Raw genomic sequence first — 20,030 nt, 5'->3', positions numbered from 1 at the left:
GTTACACGCTTGGCAACAAGACATTAACAGAGTGCGAATTAGTCCTTGACTATGTTTGACTACATTTTAAGGAACAGGAGCATATCCGAAGAAAAGCCAATCCTGAGACAGAAGTTTCAGCACAATACGGCTTTACAGTCCCTGATTTCATTGATCGAACAGCGTATATGACCACAGCGCAGCAGTTTTCTTTGTATCGCAGCGGGCATAGAAAGCAGCTTTGTAAGTTGGCACGATGTTCAAATTTAATGGAAAAGTTGCAATACAAGTTACTTGAGGTCAATGACGCGCTGATTGTTTCATTCCTTGCCGATAATCGATTTATCTGTGATGACATCAAAACGCAGATATTTGAGTCACGAAGTGCTTATATCTAAGATTTCACAATAAGACACCGACTAAAAGAATGATCTGTTTCTTTTCTCATTTGAGAAAGACAAGGTAGAAATAAGAGTACAGTGTTTTGCTGCCCAGTAACTTGTGAAGACAAAAAGCATAAATCTGCTACAATATCGCCAATTTTTCATATTGATCATTTTGGTCTTATACACTGCGATTCTGCAGTAGGTGTCTTGCATGAGTTTTAAAGATGAGTTAGCGGCGCAGGTCGCACAGCGACGTACTTTCGCGATTATTTCCCACCCCGATGCTGGTAAAACCACCATGACAGAAAAACTGCTGTTATGGGGACAGGCCATTCAGGTTGCAGGGATGGTGAAAAGCCGTAAGTCTGACCGTGGTGCTACATCTGACTGGATGGAAATGGAAAAAGAGCGTGGAATTTCCATTACCACCTCGGTGATGCAATTCCCATATAAAGACAAAATGATTAACCTGCTCGACACCCCAGGGCACGAAGATTTCTCTGAAGATACTTACCGTACTTTAACGGCTGTGGATTCAGCCTTGATGGTAATTGATGGTGCAAAAGGGGTCGAAGACCGAACCATCAAATTGATGGATGTGTGTCGTATGCGTGACACCCCCATTATTTCATTTGTGAACAAAATGGACCGTGAAATTCGTGAGCCATTGGAATTGTTAGATGAAATTGAAAACGTCTTAAAAATTAAATGTGTTCCAATTACTTGGCCTTTGGGTACGGGGCGTGATTTTGCCGGTGTATTTAACCTGATTGAAGAAAAATTTTATGTTTACAAATCAGGCTTTGGTTCAACCATTACTGAAATTGAAATTCGCGATGGTTATAACCATGCAGATTTACGTGAAAAAGTAGGTGAGTTGGCTTGGGCGGCATTTGAAGAGTCACTGGAACTGGTGCAAATGGCGAATGAGCCATTAGACCGTGAAGAATTCTTGGCGGGCCGTCAAACTCCAGTGTTATTTGGTACCGCATTGGGCAATTTTGGGGTAGATCACGTCCTGAATGCGTTTAGTGAATATGCACCACCACCGAAGGCACATCCGACACAAGACCGTATTGTTGAAGCCAATGAAGAAGGCTTTAGTGGCTTTGTATTTAAGATTCAGGCCAATATGGACCCTAAACACCGTGACCGTATTGCATTCATGCGAATTTGTTCGGGTAAGTATGAAAAAGGCTTGAAAATGAAACATGTACGCATAGATAAAGATGTGCGTATTAGTGATGCCTTAACCTTCTTAGCAGGTGACCGCCAGCATTTAGAAGAAGCATGGCCAGGTGATATTATTGGTTTGCATAACCACGGTACCATTCAAATTGGTGATACATTCACTTCAGGTGAAAAGCTACAATTTACAGGTATTCCACACTTCGCGCCTGAAATGTTCCGTCGTGTACGTTTGAAAGATCCTTTAAAATCTAAACAGCTACAAAAAGGGTTGAAAGAGCTTTCAGAAGAAGGTGCAACACAGGTCTTTATGCCACAAAACAGCAATGACTTGATTGTTGGCGCTGTGGGTGTCTTGCAGTTTGAAGTGGTGGCGTATCGCCTGAAAGAAGAATATAAAGTCGATTGTATGTATGAGCCAGTCAGCATCAATACCGTGCGTTGGGTGTCTTGTGCAGATGAGAAAAAATTTAACGAGTTTAAGAAAAAAGCCCACGACCAATTGTCGGTCGATGGTGGTGGTCACTTAACTTATCTCGCACCTAGCCGCGTGAATTTACAGTTAATGCAAGAGCGTTATCCTGATATTGAGTTTAGAAATACGCGTGAGCACTAAGTTCAAGCTTTCAAAAATAAAACAGCTTCATCACGAAGCTGTTTTATTATGGCTGGTGATTATTTTTAGATAAATACATTGGGGATGTCATGCTGCAAAAAACAGTCTATCTGGGAGTAATGTTGAGTGGGGCGATCTTACTCAGTGCCTGTGACTCATCTCAACAAAATAAAAATGCAGATGAGCAAACCTCTATTTTTCAGAAAGATCAGGCTGAAGTTTTACCTTATTTAAATATCAAACAACAAGCCGCAGCTATTGCTTTGCCTTTTTGTGAAAACAGAAATTGCATAGAGCTGGAAATTCAAACTTTAAATACCCAAGATGCATGGCTAAATGACTGGATTGCCAAAAATCAGGCCATGGTGATTCAAGATCAAATTGGCTTAAAGCAAAATATGAGTTTGCAGCAAGCGGTAGATGCTTATGTGAAAAAATCTGATGCATGGCAGGCAGCACTGGCACAAAATAAAGCCTATGAATTGGCGATGTACACTCGAATTGCCTATCAGCGTAATCAGTATGTATTGTTACAGGTTGGGGTAGATACCCAGCAAGAAGGTACGCACATTAAAGAGCGTTATTATTTCTTTGTGGCAGACCGCAAACAGCAAAAAGCTTTATCTGTTTTAGATGTAATTGATCCTAAGCAACAAACTAAGATGCATACCTTTGTGCAGCAGGCCTATCAAGACTGGTTGAAAGAGCAGAGCAGTGAAATACAAAACAATGCGTCAGAAAAACTATATTGGGGGCAGGCAGACTGGTTTTTTGATGATCAAGGCTTAGGTTTGCATTACCGTACCCATGAAATTGTGCAAGATGGACCACAGTTTGATATTTACCTAAGCAAAGCACAAACACAACAAGTTTTAAAAGCAGAAATCTACCCATCTATGTTTTAGTAGGTTTTAGTAGGTTTTAGTAGAGATTGATTATAAGCAGCAACACGTACCTATGATTGGGTAACGTATATGCTCATCAAAAAAAGGTTGTATTCATGTTGAAACATAAAACGATATTAACGGTCAGTATTTTAATTGCAACTTTAGGGGTCACAGCGTGTCAGCCTAAAAAAACTGAGCCAGAAACGGCTGAGCCAAGTCAAACAGAAGTTGAACAGCAAAGTTTAAAACTCGTGGGTGATACTGAAAAACTGAACTTGGCATTGCCACAATGTGAGGGCAAGAATTGCCCTGAAATGACTATTGAGCGTTTAAACAGTAATCAGGCATTTATTGATCATTTTATTGATCAGCAAATTATTAAAGAACTCTCGCAAATATTGACGATTGCACCAAAACAGGCTGCTTCAGAAGCATCAGCCGCACAGGCAGCAGAAGTGACTGCAGCAAGTACTGCTGAAGCACCAGCTAGTAACCCAACAGCCGCCGCAATTGCTCAAGTAGAAACTTTGGCACAAAAACTGGAAAAGCAAACAGTGCCGTATGTGCAAAGTTTTTTAATGCTTGATCAGGAGCTGAAAGCCCTCAGCTCGAATCATAAAATCAGTTTGATGATTAAGCCTAAAATTCTGAATGCAGATCAACCCTTAGCAACGGTAGTGTTAAATAGCAGTAGCTATTTAGGCGGAGCGCATGGTACATCGGCGCAGCAGTATTATAATTTTGATTTAGAAAAGAAAAAATTAGTCACATTGAATGACATTTTGTTAGATCAGCAGCGCCCACAATTAGAAGGTAAAGCCTATGAGGCATTTAAAAACTGGGTGATCGAATCTGAATTGTCTACCAACGTGAAGGAATATGAGCAGGCGTGGAAATTTAAACTGTCTGATAATTATTACCTAGGCCAACAAGGACTGATTTTGCAATATGCAGAATATGAAATTGGGCCTTATGTGGTAGGGTTGCCACGTTTGACCATTCCTTATGCAGATTTACAGGGTATTTTAAAAACTGCTTACTTACCACAAGCTGAAACACAGCCTGCAGCGGCAAGTGAAGCCGCAAGCAGTGATGCCCAAGCAAAGCCGAAGTCTTAATATGAACCTCCCGCTATTTGATACGCATACCCATTTTGATGTTGCCGATTTTGATGCTGATCGGGAGCAATTGGCGTATGCGGCCAAGGCTGCGGGGGTAGAACATTTAGTACTGATTGGTTTTGTGCAATCACGCTTTCAGGATTTGATTACAACCCAGCAGTATTTGAATCAACTTGATCAGGCGCCACGTAGTCATTTGGCGCCTGGGCTGCATCCGTTTTATATCGAACAGCATCAGCGTCAGCATTTACACGATTTGGAGCAAATTTTACAACAGCAACATTGTATTGCTGTGGGGGAAATTGGTTTAGATACTTTTTTAGCTGAACATAAACACGCTGAGGAATTTCAAAAACAGCAAGATTTTTTTACAGCCCAATTGGAAATTGCCCGTCATTGGCAAAAGCCTGTATTGCTACATATCCGTAAAGCGCATGCCGATGTATTAAAAATTTTAAAACAACAACAGTTTAAACTTGGCGGCATCGCTCATGCTTTTAGTGGTGGGGTCGAAGAGGCGAAAGCCCTGATCAAACTGGGTTTTAAAATTGGTGTGACAGGACAGATCACTAACCCTAATGCAAAAAAACTGCGTCGTGTTGTACAAGAAATTGGTGTTGAGCATTTGGTTTTGGAAACCGACTGTCCCGACATGACGCCATTATGTTGCCAAACCGATACTCAAACCCGTACCCGCAATACGCCTGCCAACTTGATCTATGTGCTTGAAGGTTTAGCGGCTTGTTTGAATATCTCACCACAAGCGCTAGCTGAACAGCTTTGGCAAAATACATTTCAGGTTTTAGATGTGCGTGAAACAACACCCAAGCCCTGAAACACAGTAAAATGCCCCTACCTTGAAACTATATTTGATGAGCGCATGACTGACCTTCTTCAAGATGACGAATATGAACGCCGTTTTGCAGGCGTTGCCAAAATTTATGGTGACAGTGCATTTCAACATTATGCGCATAGTCATGTGATGGTCATTGGTATTGGCGGGGTTGGTTCTTGGGCGGTCGAGGCCTTAGCGCGTACAGGCATAGGTGAGCTGACTTTGGTCGATATGGATGTGGTCGCAGCATCGAACATTAACCGTCAGTTACCTGCCATGAGTTCGACCTTAGGACATGAAAAAATTAATGTGATGGCAGAGCGTTGTCGTTCGATTAATCCACGCATCAAAATTAATTTAGTGGATGATTACTTAACCCCTGACAACGTCAAAGTGTTATTGGCAACGGCCCCTGACTTGGTGTTGGATTGCATCGATGATGTTAAAGCTAAACTGGCGTTAATGTTGCATTGCCGTTTTAACAAGATACCGCTTATTGTGTCGGGTGGTGCAGGTGGGAAGCTTGATCCACTTAAAATTCGGGTAGCAGATTTATCTAAAACCGAACAAGACCCAATGCTGGCTAAATTGCGTGCCCAATTACGCAGCAAAGGCATTTGTAAAAAGCCAAAAGAAAAGTTTGGCATTACCTGCGTGTATTCTATAGATAATCCATTTTCCAGCGCAGATGTTTGCCCAAGTGCGGGCTTGCGTTGCGGTGGTTATGGTTCGGCTGTGGTGGTTACGTCCAGTTTTGCAATGGTGGCTGTGACTGAAGTGCTGAAAAAACTGGATGCACTGCACAGCAAAAAATAGGCAGAACACCTGCCATGATGGGCGTATTCAGCATGATCTTTTACAACGATGTCTTGCTAAAAGTATGAATTGAAATTTATTCTGCCTGAAGCGACTGCTGCTCTTTTAAATAGGCTTCTGTACGTTGCATGGCCGCCTGAATATTGGCTAGCGCATTTTCGACATCGGCAAAGGTTTTGGCGTTGCCACCACTTAAGGCCTGACGCCATTTTCGTGCACCAGGTAAGTTTTGGAATAAACCCAAAATATGGCGGGTAATCACAGATAGGGGAGCACCTTGTTGTAAGCGTTGCTCAATGTACGGCAACATTTGCTGCATAATTTCAAAACGATCAGGCTGTTCGAGATTCCATAATTGGCCAAGTTCTGCCAATAAATATGGATTGTGATATGCCTCACGTCCAATCATCACCCCATCGACATGCTGTAAATGCGCCTGAGTTTCTGTAAAGGTTTTAATTCCGCCATTAATTTCAATGAATAAGTCAGGGCGGTCTTGTTTTAAGCGGTAGACATCTTCATAGCGCAGGGGCGGAACTTCACGGTTTTCTTTAGGCGATAGACCTTGCAGCAAAGCAATCCGTGCATGCACAATAAAATGAGTACAGCCTGTTTGTGCAACAGTATCGACAAAATGCAGCATTTCTTCATAGGAGTGCATATCATCAATGCCAATACGGTGTTTGACTGTCACAGGAATGTCCACCACTTGACGCATCGCGGCAATACATTCAGCCACTAAATCAGGCTCAGCCATTAAGCAGGCACCAATTTTATTGTTTTGTACTCGATCACTTGGGCAGCCGACATTTAGGTTGATTTCATCATAGCCCCAGTCTTGCGCCATTTTGCTGCAGCTTGCTAAATCCTGAGGATTTGAGCCACCTAGTTGCAACACAATTGGATGTTCTTCTTTGCTGTAATCGAGGTGACGTTTGGCATCTCCAAATAAGATGGCGCCTGTTGTGACCATTTCAGTGTACAGCACAATGTTTGGATTAAATAAGCGTGCAAAAAAACGATAATCACGAGTAGTCCAATCCATCATAGGTGCGACGGAAATCCTTTTAACCATTTGATTTGATTCATCTTTTTGATTTAAAAAAAGATTTTCAGAAGCACTCATTTCACTTAAGACCTTGATATAGATGATTATTTAATCATATTGGTGCATATTCTCGCATTTGGTGCACCATATTTGCACCTTGAGAGTATGTTTAGGAGAGGGTGCAAATTTATATGAATAAGCTTATCAAAGCAATTTTTGATTTAAGAGTTGTAAGTAATATTCTCATTATTAAAGTAAAAAAATAGTCTAAAGATATGTATCTCTTTAGACTAGATTACATACTAATTTTGATCAATTTGTATTTTAAGAGAATTCTTTAAATTGAGTTTTGATCCATACAATTATATTGTCTAATAAAGTTGAGTAAAAGTTTCTGGATCCTTGAGTCAGTAAAATAGATTAGATATGTTGCTGCAGCACCACAATTTTGACAACCCTTTTCTAAATAAATCTCTTCATCATTAAGCCAGCAACATTGTAATGTGAAATAAGCACGAATTGCTTCAGAAGCTATGGTTAGTTTTTCTAATTCAGTTGTACTTATTAATGATAATCATTATTATTTACTGCTTAATGAAAGTCTATCTTTAAACAACGAAATTTATTTAAACTTAATGATATTCGACAGTATTATTTATTGATTGAAGATACTGGAGGGGTGAAACTATATTTGAAATCAAATAGTTGTGGTCTTTAAGGGGGCGCTAAACAGTGAGGTTCAATTGATGGTTAAAGCTTGTGAATGCATTACAGGATTCAAATGAAAGAGCTCAAGCTAGTGATCATGCTACCGCCTAAGGTAGTGTACAAGTGAGAGTTCAATTTCAACTTAGATATAGAGATATAAGAAAAATAAAACCGAGCTAATTGTTTAACTCGGTTTGAAATAAAGTGCTGTCTGGTTATTTTGAGATGAGACACTCAGATTGAGACTAGAATAAGCTTATTAAGCTAGAAAAAAATAAAATAATAACAAAGCTAATTGATATCACTTTGATTTTAGATTCTAGATAAGTCAGGCTAAGTCCAACAGCAAATGCGGCAAAAGTCAGACTGCCTAGCCAATAGCTGACCATATTGCTGATCGTACCGCTAAACAGGCAAAAAATTAGCGCAATGATCAGTAGTCCCCAACCAGCAAGTGTGGCTAGTCGGGTTTTGCCGGCATCCAGTTCTTTGCCAAATATCTGTTTTTGATGTTTGGACATCGAAGCAGCCAGCGCAATAAAACCAATTGCAGATAAAGACCAGATGAATAAGAAGAACATCATATTCCAATCTCCACAGCTGTAGCCTTAGTTTTTTTAGCAGGCAAGCCTTGATGATTTTTCACTTTCTTAAAAGCAAGCCAGAACACAACAGCTAGTAGCCACATAGCCAGATCAAAGCTCGCAATGACCCATTGACTATTCGCTATAGTATTCCAGATTGGCTGTCCACCAGTCAGGACATTTATGACCGGAAGCAGGGCAAATAAAGCAGTTGCCAGTGCCAGCAGCTCTAACCAGGCCTGACGATGCGTCCGAATCATGGCATAGAAGAAAGTCAGCACCCATACTATAAAAAAGGTACGGATTTCCCAATTGGCACGCATTTCCAGTTCCACCGGAATAAAACGATTGGCATAGAAGTAAGCAGCACAGGCAATAGGTAGACCGATAATTGCTGCGATATTGGTCACTTCCACCGTACGATAACCAAAGGATTTATAGCCCTGTTTCTGCTGTTGCGGTGCACGTTTCACACACCATAGAATCAGACCAGTAGCGATCATCAATGTGCCGACAATACCGGACACAAACAATAACCAGCGCAGGGCGAGGTCCACACCGCGTGCTTCATGTAAAGACGTCATGACGTTATAAATGCCATTCGCAACTGAGGGTCTATTTAATAAGGTTTGATCCGGTTTGAGCGCACCAGTTACCCCATTGAATTCAAGACTTGGGTATACGCTACGATAAGCAACACTAACACCATTCAGAGCACGTAATTCGATTTCAGCTTTGCTGGTATTTGGCTGAATAATAGTGATGGTACCAACTGGATTGTTTTTCCATTCTTTATCCGCAGTTGACAAAATTGGTGCTAAATCAGTTAAAGGTGCTAGATGAGTAGAGATATTTGCGTCACGAGCTCGACGTGCTTCACTGCGATCAGCCATTTCTCCGCCACGTTGGCTACGACCTGCACGAGATTGAGCTTCCTGATGATTATCCTGAACTAAAGTTTTACGCTGATCTTGGAGGAAAGCACCACGATTTTCATAAATCTGGTTTACGCCCCAAGGCATGATGGTAAATAACAGCAGCAATAAGCCACTGAATGTAATCATAATATGGAAAGGAAGTGCAAATACCGCGGTTGCATTATGTGCATCTAACCATGAACGTTGACCTTTACCAGGACGGAAGGTAAAGAAGTCCTTAAAGATTTTTTTATGGGTAATAATTCCGCTGATAATTGTAACAAACATCAATAGGGTTGCGATCCCTACAATCCAGCGTGCCCACATACGTGGCATGCCATATAAATCAAAATGAAAACGGTATAGGAAACTACCACCACGGGTTTCACGTGCTTCTAGGGCTTCACCGGTTGCACTGTCCAAAGTAATTCGTGTGCCGCCGCGGCGTGCACGAGGATCTTCACCAGCGCCACGGATATTGAGCGTGGTATAGTTCTGACGAGCATGCGGCAGCTGAATGACCCAGCTACCAGCATCAGGATGATTTTTCTGTAAATAGGTAAGAGCCACTTGGGTTTGTTCAATCTGGGTGGCTTGTGGAACAGACTGGTGCAACTCTGGTTTCATCCAGATAGTAATTTCATTCTGGAAAAAACTTAATGTCCCAGTCAAAAAAATTGCATAAAGCAACCAGCCCAAGATTAGACTGGCCCAAGTATGTAACCATGACATTGACTGGCGTGGACCCTCTAGCTTTGCATCTGGTCTCATCTTATTTCCCTGAAAACTGGTAAGCGATATAGAACAACACGGCTGGAACCAAAATGCCCAGCGTCGCTTTTAGGGTTTTATTGACCATAAATACCCAGATGAAAGCCCCTGTTTGTAAAAGAAAAGCGATTATAGTGGCCGACATCGCTGCGCTACTTTGATAATCACTGAAATGCTGAGCAATGTTCATTGCTGCAAAAGCAGCTAAAGCATATCCTCCCAAAGCAGCGAGTATGAAACGGTAGAAAATTATAAAGCTGTAAGCTGATAGATTTGGCTGTACTAGATTCTTCGATCTATTGAATGACTTTGTTTCTACTATTTTTTGAGTAGGGGCGGAATTGATGTGAGCATTGCTCATTATTTGTAACTCTCAGTGCAAATTGTAATACTTTTAATGATAACAATTATTATTATCATGTAAATGATTTTATAAATCTTGAAGCTTTTAAAAATCTATTAGATGAAGAAATGATTTAGAAATATTGCGGTAGGTGTGAAAGGTTATAGAACAGCTGATGAAAGGCTGTTACGAGTCTCTCAATACACTGACTTAGATATCACTGAGGATAACTGTGGGTGATGGTCTAAGTTTAAAATTTTAACAATGCAAGTGTTAATGATAATAATTATCAATATTAATTGCATTATTAAAAATAACTGTTACAATTTGCAACTAAATAAGTAAGATTCCTCCATAAATTAGGGTACATGGTTTATGAATACACCGTTCCTACAATCAACATTGACTTTTGCTGTGCTAACAGCAATGGTGAATACTAGTTTTGCAACTGAATCACAAGCACCTCAGACTGAAACAACCAAATTACAGACCATCGTTGTAACCGCTGCAGGGTATGAGCAGGATTTGAGTCAAGCACCATCTTCTATGACGGTGGTTACGCGAGAAGAATTAGATAAGCGTAATTATAATGACATTAATGATGTCTTACGTAATACCCCAGGAGTGGTGGTAACAGGTTCAGGATCTGCGCAAAATATTAGTATTCGGGGTATGGGATCAAATTACACGTTATTTTTAGTCGATGGAAAACGCCAATATTCTAAAGATGTCAATCCGAATGGTGATGACAACGGTTTTGAAAAAAATATTTTGCCACCAATGGCTGCTATCGAACGTATTGAAATTATTCGCGGTCCTGCATCTACGCTATATGGTACTGATGCAATGGGTGGCGTAATTAATATTATTACCAAAAAAGTTACTGATGAATGGACTGGAACAGTTGAGGTCGGCACAGTCTTACAAGATAGTAATGAGTCTGGTGATATCAAAGAGGGTTCAGTTTACTTAGCGGGACCGTTGATTGCGAATAAACTAGGTTTACAACTGGGACTGAATAAGCAAGAACGTGAAGAGGACGGATATGTTGGTGGTTTCCGTAATACGGAACGAGAAAGCATCAATAGCCGTTTAACGTATATTCTTAATGATAATCATGACATAAAGTTTGATGCTAATTTTATCAATCAAACTAGTGAAACTACAGTGGGTAAAACCATTGCAATTGCAGAACCAGGTAAGAAACCTGCAACAGGAAGTAAAGGTCGTAATTATCGTAGTGTATATAGCGTAACGCATAATGGTCATTACAATGATACTTTATCGAGCAGTAGCTATGTGCAACTTGAGAAATCGAAGAATCCAGACAGAAGTAATGGGGTGACTAGTGGTATTGAAACCGATACTTGGATTGCGAATACCCAGTGGGATTGGGACTTTAATAAGCATCAATTGATTTTTGGTGCATATTTTAAAAATGAAGAAATGGTTGATCGTGCCACCAATCAGAATGAAAAGATTCCTATTACTGAATTAGAACGTTGGGGCTTTGCATTATTTGCTGAAGATACTTGGTCTCTTACTGATCGCTTTAACCTTACAACGGGTATCCGTTACGATCATGATGAAAACTATGATGGTAATTTCTCACCTCGTATTTACGGTGTATATAACTTCAGTGATGCTTGGACTTTAAAAGGGGGGATCGCTACAGGTTACAAGCAACCAGATTTAAAACAATCTTCAAGTGATGTGCATTCTGTAACAGGTAAAGGTAGTGCCTTTATTATGGGGAATGATGATTTGAAGCCTGAAAAATCTTTAACTTATGAGTTAGGTACAGCGTGGCAAGGTGACCGTTCCAATGCAACTTTAACGGCATATTACACTGAATTTAAAGATCGTATTAGTGAAGACCGTACCTGTCAATCACCAAATGGTGCAAATAACGATTCATCTACATGGGTCTGTCCTGATCCCTTTAATCGTTTAGATGATAATGATGATCTGCTCATGTGGAATTTCTACGGTAGTCGCTTCAATATTGATAAAGCTATTATGCAAGGTATAGAAGCAACCTATGAGGTTGAGTTGGCAGATAATGTAAACCTTGCTGCAAATTATACTTATACTGATACAGAAATTAAGTCAGGCCAATACAGCGGCAAGCCATTGAATATGATGCCAGAACACATGTTCAATATTACGGTGGACTACGGAATCAGTGATCAATTGGATGTATGGAGTCGCTTACATTATCGCAGTGAAACGTCACAGTCTTTAGGCCGTTCATCAATGACTGAAGAAAATCCAGCTTATACATTCCTTGATGTTGGTTTTAATTATCAATTTAATGAGAGCCTAAAAGGTAAATTTGGCGTCTACAATGTGTTGGATGAAAAATCAGAAGATGCTGATGGAAGTCAGTTGTTAGATGGTCGTCGTTATGGAGTGGGGCTAGTAGCTTCATTTTAATCGATTACTTAAATAACCCGAATTCTGCTTAAGCCAATCATTCCATTACTCGAATGGTTGGCTTGTTTTAATGGCGTAACTGGTAAGCACATAAACAAGCATAAATGAGGGTGTAAATAATTCTGTGTAAATACAGTTTTAAAAATACTTGGTTACACGCTCTTCAAACATGATACTAAAGCGATTCATGGCAGCTTTCCAATTCTGAATAGGCATCGTCCATTTTTTGCTTGCTGCCATAATTGCTAAATATACCACCTTTTTCACGGAATCATCAGTTGGGAAGATTTTTCTTTTCTTGGTTGCATGGCGGATAACGCTGTTCAATGATTCAATCGCATTGGTCGTGTAAATCGCTTTGCGAATATCCATAGAATAAGCGAAAAACGTGTTTAGATTCGACCAGTTGGCAAGCCATGACTTGCTGATTTGAGGATACTTCTCATCCCATTTTTGTCCAAATTCATCTAAAGCTTGTAAGGCTGCGTCTTCTGTAACAGCTTGATATATCTTTTTTAAATCGGCTGTGACAGCTTTGTAGTCTTTCCAACTCACATATTTAAGGTTGTTGCGTACCATGTGGATGATACACAACTGAATATGCGTATCAGGGTAAATTGTATTGATTGCATCAGGAAAGCCCTTCAGTCCATCTACGCAGGCAATCAGAATATCCTTTAACCCACGATTTTTCAGTTCTGTAAGGACTGAGAGCCAAAATTTAGAACCTTCGTTTTCTGACATCCACATACCTAATAAGTCTTTCTGTCCGTCTGTATTGACACCTAATGCCAGATACACCGCTTTGTTAATAATCGTACTATCTTGACGCACTTTCACGACGATACAATCCATATAGACAATAGGATAAAGGGCATCCAATGGTCGATTTTGCCATTCTATTACTTGTTCTTTAACTGCATCCGTCACTTTGGAAATAAGCGTTGGGGAGACATCCGCATCGTACATTTCCTTGAATGTGGCAACAATATCTCGTGTCGTCATGCCTTTGGCGTATAGGGATAGGATTTGGCTATCCATTTGTGTGATACGCCTTGCGAAGCGCTGCTTCTCATCTTCTTGATCAACTGGGGCTCAAAAGTGCCATCACGATCTCTAGGCGTGTCTAGTTCAAATTCACCATCATCAGTAAATAGCCGTTTGGTTGTATAGCCATTACGTGTATTTTTGCCTATACGAGGACTATTCTTCTCATAGCCTAAATGTTCAGTCAGTTCAGCATTGAGTGCAGTTTCAACGGTGAGTTTCTTTAAAGCTTTACTGAAATTATTCAGGTCAGCTTCTGTTTTTAAGTTCTTAGCAAATTCTTTTGCCAATGCCAGCATTGCTTCATCTTTCATGGTAAACACCTGTGTTGCCCCCCAACAGCATTGAGGGATAGTTTAAGCGTTTACACAGTTTTATTTACAGTCTCCTATACCGTTAATATGACGTTCCCCACAAGCAAATTCATTGTCACCGTGATTTACTCTTAAGTGCTTATCAAAGCCAATATCAACTAAACCATCATACCCCCTCCATCCATCTGTATTGATGACTGAATCAAGTTCTATATGCCCACGGATAATCCCTTGCAGCGTAGCTTTTGAGCAATCTGGTACAATTTCCGTGTACACATTTCCATCCCGTTTGAGCAACCCAAATACAATGGTTTTTCCTGATGCCCCACGACCTCGCTTACCACGAACACGACGAGCACCAAAGTAAGATTCATCCAGTTCAACAATGCCATTGAAGGGAGATATTTCTTCACATTGGACAGCAATCTTTTTACGCAATTTGATATAAATTGTATTGATGGAGCGAACAGAAATATTGGTAAGTTTAGCAGTATCAGATGCAGTAAAATCCATGGCAAAAAAGCGAATGATTTGCCTGAATTTTGCTTCTGCGATTCTTGAATGGGAATAGTATCTATTTTTTGCTTTCATATAAGGAAGTTACCATACTTTTTAATATGCTTAACTTCCTAAGCCCCTTGCTATTTATACTTTATTACCTATTGGTCCAATTACTGATAAATTAATGTTTTTTCGAAATTTAAGTGATTTATGCCAGTTTGTTTTTTGTCAAAAAATTTTATAATTTTAATGACAAATTAGGGATTCAGTACACCTAATGAATGGAAGTCTAAAACTAACTAGAAAAATTGAGGAAAATTATGGGTGCTTTAACTGGATTTAAAGTTCTTGATTTAAGTAGAATTCTGGCAGGGCCGTGGTGTAGTCAAATACTAGCAGATCTAGGTGCAGAGGTGATTAAAGTAGAGAAACCTTTTCAGGGAGATGATACCCGTATCTGGGGACCTCCTTTTTTAAAAAATGATCAGGGTGATGAGACTGGTGAATCTGCTTATTATCTATCTGCAAATCGAGGAAAGTATTCAATCGCCATTGATATTGCAACAGAAGAAGGTCAGGCGCTAATTAAAAAAATGGTCTTAGACTGTGATGTGCTGATTGAAAATTACAAAACTGGCTCATTAAAAAAATATGGTCTTGATTACGAAAGCCTGAATCAACTCAATCCTAAATTAGTTTACTGTTCGATCACAGGCTTCGGACAAACAGGCCCACGTGCCGATGAACCGGGATATGACTTTATTATACAAGGCATGGGCGGCATGATGAGTGTCACAGGTGAACGTGATGATTTACCCGGAGGTGGGCCGCAGAAGGCAGGTTTGGCATTTGCAGATTTAACTACAGGTTTATATGCTGCAATTGCCATTCAGGCCGCATTGCTTTCACGAGTGAGTACTGGTGAAGGTCAGCATATTGATATGGCTCTCCTAGATACTCAAGTGGCTTCTCTTTCGGTATTAGCAATGAATTATTTAACGTCAGAAAAAATACCGGGACGTTTAGGGAATGCACATGTCAATATCGTCCCGTACCAAGTTTTTAAGGCGAAGCGAGGTGAGTTTATTATCGCTTGCGGTAATGACCAGCAGTTTCAGATGTTATGTGACAGTATTGGCTTGCCAGAACTTTCTCAAAATCCAAAATTTGTAAAAAATAAGGACCGTGTGACCCATCGTGAAGAAATTACTGCGTTATTGCAGCAGCATTTTATGACTCAACCCGCACAATATTGGGTTGAACGTATTCACGCGGTGAAGGTTCCGGTTGGTATGATTAATGATTTAAAGCAAGCATTAGAAGAAGAGCAGGTGATATCCCGTAAAATGCTCATCAGGATGGAGCATCCATTACGTTCCGATTATCTTTCAATTGGTTCACCCATTAAATTGTCTAAAACCCCAGTTCAATATGTTAAAGCACCCCCTTATTTGGGGGAAGATACTGACAAAATTTTAAACTGTTTTGTTTCTGAAGATGAATTGAAAGCTTTAAAGCATAAAAATATCGTTCAACAAGGCTAAAGTAAAAGGCACGTTATGTGCCTTTTAATCTTCTGATTTTAATCACAGAAAACAGCAAACTCTTCGGCAGGAACACGCGGTGTATGTAATTGATTCACTGCTTGAGTTTGATCTGCATATCCCAATGCCACAGCGCAAACCAATTCTTCATTTTCCGGAATGCCAAGAACCTTGGCTACAATTTTATGAAATCGGTTCCATGCGGCTTGAGGGCAGCTATCAATTCCACGTGCTTTGGCTGCAATCATGACATTTTGAATCATCATCGCAATGTCCATTTTTGAGCCAGTTTCTAAAGTCGTGCTTAAAGTAAAAAACAGTCCTACGGGAGCATCAAATAACTGATAATTACGTAAATGTTGCTGCTGCATTTTCTGCTGTTCACCTTTTTTAATATCTAGCAAACCGTAAAGTCCCCATCCGTTTTCACGGCGGCGCTCAATAAATGGCGACGTCCATTGCTCAGGATAATACTTAAACGTTTCTTGATGATGGCTTGCAATTTCAGGCTGCTCAAAAATTTGGCTTTGCGCTGCACAGACTTGCTGAATCATCTCTTTGCGTTTTTGGCCAGTCACGACATAAACTTTCCAAGGCTGAATATTGTTGCCTGACGGTGCGCGGCTGGCGATGTTTAAAATATCTTTGATGGTCTGTGTATCAAGTGGGGTATTTTTAAAAGCACGTACAGAATGCCTTGAGGTAATGGCTTGATCCACCAAGGTATGTTGCTGCATTTGAAACTCCTTTTAATCTTCATATTTTGATTTTATGCGACTTTATAACTTTTATCAGTCCAAAACCTTGTGCATTGCTAGAAATAAAAATTGTACTAATTCGTGTTAGCATCAGGTTGTGTAAGGTGGATCTGTTTGAGGCCCGTATTCAACTTGTTGAGTAAGTGGATTGAACTGGCTAAATCATCTAATGAAAAGCCAGACATTGCTTGACGGTAGAACTGAAAAAATTGTTCCTGTAAGTCGAGCCAGCTTTGTTGTCCAGATTGCGTGAGAGCTACATTTTTAGCCCGTTTGTCTTGGTGAGAGGTGACACGTTGTACACTGCCTTCACGCTCTAATCGTTTTAAAACATTGTCTAAACTTTGCCGGCTAACCCCTAAGTATTCGGTTAAATCGGAAAATGACATGCCTGCATTATTAAGGTGTGGGCGTGAAAGAGCGCCCATTACAGCCCAATGAACGGGTGAAATACCAAGTTCATTTAGACATTGGCGATCAAGACTATTGCCCACCTGAAATAATCGTAAAAACAGCCGATTATGAATCATATATAAAGATTGATCGTAAATCCCTAGTTTTGAATCTGACATAATTATTAAGAACGTTTTCTATTGATATTTGCAGCCAGTATATCGGCTTAAAACATAAGTACAGCTATTTTTGAGAAAAATTAGCTTTCCGTTTTTCTAAAAATGCCTGTATACCTTCAGCAGCATCCGCACTTTGGCTGCATTCCACAAAAAGTTTGGCTTCTAATTCAAGCCCCTTATAGATATTTAAATCGGTTGCCGATTGAACCGCTTGCATAATTTGCTGAATCGATGCTGGAAATTGTCCTGCCAATAAATCTAAATAGGCTTTTCCGCTTTCAATCGGATCTTGCATGTCCACAATCTGATTTACTAAGCCGATGTTATAGGCTTCTTCTGCAGACACAATTTTGCCACTGGCAATCATTTCAAGGGCTTTTGATACACCAATTAAACGTGGTAAGCGTTGTGTTCCGCCATAACCAGGAATTAAACCGAGTTTTATTTCAGGAAGTCCAAGACCTGCATCAGGGCTGCATAATCTAAATGTACAAGCCAAAGCCAATTCAAGTCCGCCGCCCAAAGCCATGCCATGAATACAAGCTAGTGTTGGAAATTTTAATTCATGTATTTGCTGGAATAAGGCCTGACCTATTTGTATTTTATGCAGATGTTCTGCAGGGCTTTTATTCAGTAATTCTGTAATGTCTGCACCCGCACAAAAGGCTTTGCCTTCACCGACGAAAATGGCTGCACGTAGATTAAGTGTGGAAATTTCCGAAACAATTCCTTGTAAATTTTCAATCATATCTGTGTTTAATGCATTTCTTGCTTCAGGGCGGTGCAATCGAATAACCGCAATATTATTTTCATAGTGAAGTTTAACAGGCATATCCTATTTCCTTGGAAAATTAAATTTATAAAAATCATAAGCTGAATCGTTTTTATGTCAATATATAAATATAAATTAATTTAAAAAACACCATTTATTAGGGTGTTATGTTTTTGAATATGTAATTATGTTGACATAAAAAAAATCATTCACTAATCTGAGTTGGCTGTTTATTCAGGAAGTTAGGGTTTTGATTTCTGTCAGAAATATCCAAACTACAATTGGATGCGTATGGCTGACGGAGTGCTAAAAACAGTAATGAACTAAAACAACAATAACAATCAAGGAGTTGATTGATGAGTCAAGTCGATATGCAGATTTTAGCGAGTGAAGCTAAATTCAACGGCTTTCATGCCAAAGTTTTAATGTGGTGTATGCTGATTATTATTCTCGATGGATATGATATTTCTGTTGCAGGAGCAGCTTTACCCTCGATTATGGAACAGATGAATGTAAGTGCTTCAACTGCTGGATTTATGGCCAGTTCAGCCCTATTTGGAATGATGATTGGTGCTATTTTTTTTGGTGGTCTTGCCGATAAAATTGGCCGCCGCTTAACTATTGCCATTTGTGTATTTTTATTCAGTGCTTTTACTGCGATAGCAGGTTTAACTGATGATCCTGTGACATTCAGTATTGTGCGTTTTATTGCCGGATTAGGCATCGGAGGTGTGATGCCAAATGTGGTTGCGCAAATGACGGAATATTCACCGAAGAAAGTGCGTAATGTTATGACCTCCTTGATGTTTTCGGGGTATGCCGTAGGCGGAGTTTTAGCTGCAGTTTTAGGCAAGCAGTTTATTGTGCAATATGGCTGGCAGGTGGTGTTCTATGCTGCAGGACTACCAGTCGTTTTGCTACCTTTTATCTTAAAATCTATGCCGGAATCTGTAGTTTATTTGGTGAAACACAATAAACAGGCCGAACTGCGTAAGATTGCAGAGCAAATTAAACCGCAAGCACAATTCCCAGTGGATGCAGTTTTTGTTAATGGTTCATCAAATAATAATTTAAAACCAACGGTGGGGCTGTTATTTAGTGACGGACGTGCTTTCAGTACTCTGATGTTTTGGGTGGCATTTTTTACCTGCCTGTTTATGGTTTATGCGTTAAGCACTTGGCTCACAAAGTTAATGGCAATGTCTGGCTATTCATTAGGTTCAGCACTTACTTTTGTGATAGCTCTGAATATTGGCGCAATTGTTGGTGCAGTCGGCGGTGGCTGGTTAGCAGATCGCTTTCACATTAAATGGGTACTGGTCATCATGTATGCTTTGGGCAGTGTCTTTCTGTATTTAATGACCTTACCTATGCCGATTACCATGCTGTATTTCATTATTGCTGTTGTAGGCGCTTGTTCAACAGGTGCGCAAATCGTTGCATATTCATACTGCGGTCAATTTTATCCAAGCGTGATCCGTTCAACAGGAATTGGTATGGCATCAGGTGTTGGGCGTTTAGGAGCAATTGGCGCACCGCTATTAATTGGTTTTATTGTGGCTTTAAATTTACCAATTCAGCAAAACTTTTTTGTGATTGCTTTAGCAGGCTTAATTGGCGCTGTGGCTTTATCCCTGATTAATCATAGACGTGCAGATATGGTGCAAGTACAGAGTAAAACCAATTTTAATTTTAAAAGCTGAGGAAGCGTAAAATGAAAGCAGTGGTTGCTGTAAAACGTGTGGTAGATGCCAACGTTAAAGTTCGCGTTAAGCCGGATAATAGTGGAGTTGACCTGACTAATGTTAAGATGTCAATTAACCCATTCTGTGAAATCGCAGTGGAAGAAGCGGTTCGTTTAAAAGAAAAAGGAACTGTTTCAGAAAT

Annotated in this window: 15 protein-coding genes and 4 pseudogenes; 9 read left to right on the top strand and 10 right to left on the bottom strand. The window is 40.0% G+C overall.

The genetic code is table 11. The annotated features are described in order from the left end of the window. Window positions 1-576: 576 nt before the first annotated feature. The 5 genes from HHA42_RS11295 to HHA42_RS11275 all read left to right on the top strand — a co-directional run bounded on the left by HHA42_RS11295 (window position 577) and on the right by HHA42_RS11275 (window position 5,828). Complete coding sequence (locus tag HHA42_RS11295; protein WP_168417910.1) at window positions 577-2,169, top strand: peptide chain release factor 3; 1,593 nt, start codon at window positions 577-579, stop codon at window positions 2,167-2,169. Window positions 2,170-2,258: 89 nt separating this feature from the next. Then, window positions 2,259-3,074 carry a hypothetical protein gene (locus HHA42_RS11290; RefSeq protein ID WP_168417911.1) on the top strand — a complete coding sequence of 272 codons (816 nt, stop codon included), beginning with the start codon at window positions 2,259-2,261 and terminating at the stop codon, window positions 3,072-3,074. A gap of 95 nt (window positions 3,075-3,169) precedes the next feature. Further along, complete coding sequence (locus HHA42_RS11285) at window positions 3,170-4,174, top strand: RsiV family protein (protein WP_168526522.1); 1,005 nt, start codon at window positions 3,170-3,172, stop codon at window positions 4,172-4,174. 1 nt (window position 4,175) lies between these two features. Continuing rightward, window positions 4,176-5,012: a TatD family hydrolase gene (locus HHA42_RS11280; protein ID WP_168417913.1), complete on the top strand. Its 837-nt coding sequence runs from the start codon at window positions 4,176-4,178 to the stop codon at window positions 5,010-5,012. A 45-nt stretch (window positions 5,013-5,057) separates the two neighbouring features. Continuing rightward, a complete protein-coding gene (locus HHA42_RS11275) occupies window positions 5,058-5,828 on the top strand; it encodes a tRNA threonylcarbamoyladenosine dehydratase (RefSeq protein ID WP_168417914.1) in 771 nt (256 codons plus the stop codon). A gap of 76 nt (window positions 5,829-5,904) precedes the next feature. Here the strand turns inward: HHA42_RS11275 and dusA are convergent, their stop codons facing one another. The 5 genes and pseudogenes from dusA to HHA42_RS11250 form a co-directional block, all read right to left on the bottom strand. Continuing rightward, entirely contained in the window at window positions 5,905-6,954 is a 1,050-nt protein-coding gene (dusA, locus tag HHA42_RS11270; protein ID WP_168526520.1) for a tRNA dihydrouridine(20/20a) synthase DusA, read from the bottom strand. A gap of 280 nt (window positions 6,955-7,234) precedes the next feature. Next, a pseudogene (locus HHA42_RS13530) lies at window positions 7,235-7,441 on the bottom strand (hypothetical protein); the annotation flags it as partial. A gap of 388 nt (window positions 7,442-7,829) precedes the next feature. Beyond that, window positions 7,830-8,168: a DUF3325 domain-containing protein gene (locus HHA42_RS11260; RefSeq protein ID WP_168526518.1), complete on the bottom strand. Its 339-nt coding sequence runs from the start codon at window positions 8,166-8,168 to the stop codon at window positions 7,830-7,832. Then, the gene (locus HHA42_RS11255; protein WP_168526516.1) at window positions 8,165-9,856 is read right to left on the bottom strand and encodes a PepSY-associated TM helix domain-containing protein; all 1,692 of its coding nucleotides are present in this window, start codon (window positions 9,854-9,856) and stop codon (window positions 8,165-8,167) included. The genes HHA42_RS11260 and HHA42_RS11255 overlap by 4 nt, the downstream gene beginning before the upstream one ends. Before the next feature lies 1 nt (window position 9,857). After that, window positions 9,858-10,217, bottom strand: coding sequence for a hypothetical protein (locus tag HHA42_RS11250; RefSeq protein WP_216076811.1), 360 nt, complete (start codon window positions 10,215-10,217; stop codon window positions 9,858-9,860). A gap of 357 nt (window positions 10,218-10,574) precedes the next feature. Here HHA42_RS11250 and HHA42_RS11245 point away from each other — a divergent pair, with 357 nt between their 5' ends. Further along, window positions 10,575-12,635, top strand: coding sequence for a TonB-dependent receptor (locus tag HHA42_RS11245; RefSeq protein WP_168526514.1), 2,061 nt, complete (start codon window positions 10,575-10,577; stop codon window positions 12,633-12,635). A 138-nt stretch (window positions 12,636-12,773) separates the two neighbouring features. Here HHA42_RS11245 and HHA42_RS11240 read toward each other — a convergent pair. Next, window positions 12,774-13,996, bottom strand: a pseudogene (locus HHA42_RS11240) (IS256 family transposase). A 75-nt stretch (window positions 13,997-14,071) separates the two neighbouring features. After that, window positions 14,072-14,587: pseudogene (locus HHA42_RS11235) on the bottom strand (IS1595 family transposase); the annotation flags it as partial. A 230-nt stretch (window positions 14,588-14,817) separates the two neighbouring features. On the opposite strand from HHA42_RS11235, the gene HHA42_RS11230 reads away from it, so the two are divergent. After that, entirely contained in the window at window positions 14,818-16,041 is a 1,224-nt protein-coding gene (locus HHA42_RS11230; RefSeq protein WP_168526512.1) for a CaiB/BaiF CoA-transferase family protein, read from the top strand. A gap of 38 nt (window positions 16,042-16,079) precedes the next feature. Here the strand turns inward: HHA42_RS11230 and HHA42_RS11225 are convergent, their stop codons facing one another. The 3 genes from HHA42_RS11225 to HHA42_RS11215 all read right to left on the bottom strand — a co-directional run bounded on the left by HHA42_RS11225 (window position 16,080) and on the right by HHA42_RS11215 (window position 18,203). Continuing rightward, complete coding sequence (locus HHA42_RS11225; protein WP_168417915.1) at window positions 16,080-16,778, bottom strand: nitroreductase; 699 nt, start codon at window positions 16,776-16,778, stop codon at window positions 16,080-16,082. A gap of 95 nt (window positions 16,779-16,873) precedes the next feature. Further along, window positions 16,874-17,371 carry a MarR family transcriptional regulator gene (locus tag HHA42_RS11220; RefSeq protein ID WP_168417916.1) on the bottom strand — a complete coding sequence of 166 codons (498 nt, stop codon included), beginning with the start codon at window positions 17,369-17,371 and terminating at the stop codon, window positions 16,874-16,876. Between the two features lie 64 nt (window positions 17,372-17,435). Further along, window positions 17,436-18,203, bottom strand: a complete 768-nt coding sequence (locus HHA42_RS11215; protein WP_168417917.1) for an enoyl-CoA hydratase-related protein — start codon at window positions 18,201-18,203, stop codon at window positions 17,436-17,438. Window positions 18,204-18,499: 296 nt separating this feature from the next. Between HHA42_RS11215 and HHA42_RS11210 the strand changes: the two genes are divergently transcribed. Beyond that, on the top strand, window positions 18,500-19,846 hold the full coding sequence (locus HHA42_RS11210) for an MFS transporter (RefSeq protein ID WP_168526510.1): 1,347 nt from the start codon (window positions 18,500-18,502) through the stop codon (window positions 19,844-19,846). 11 nt (window positions 19,847-19,857) lie between these two features. Continuing rightward, window positions 19,858-20,030 (top strand): annotated as a pseudogene (locus HHA42_RS11205) (electron transfer flavoprotein subunit beta/FixA family protein); the annotation flags it as partial.

This window comes from Acinetobacter sp. A3, from assembly GCF_012371415.1.
GTDB lineage: Bacteria > Pseudomonadota > Gammaproteobacteria > Pseudomonadales > Moraxellaceae > Acinetobacter.
This window is presented reverse-complemented; position numbering and strand designations above follow the sequence as displayed.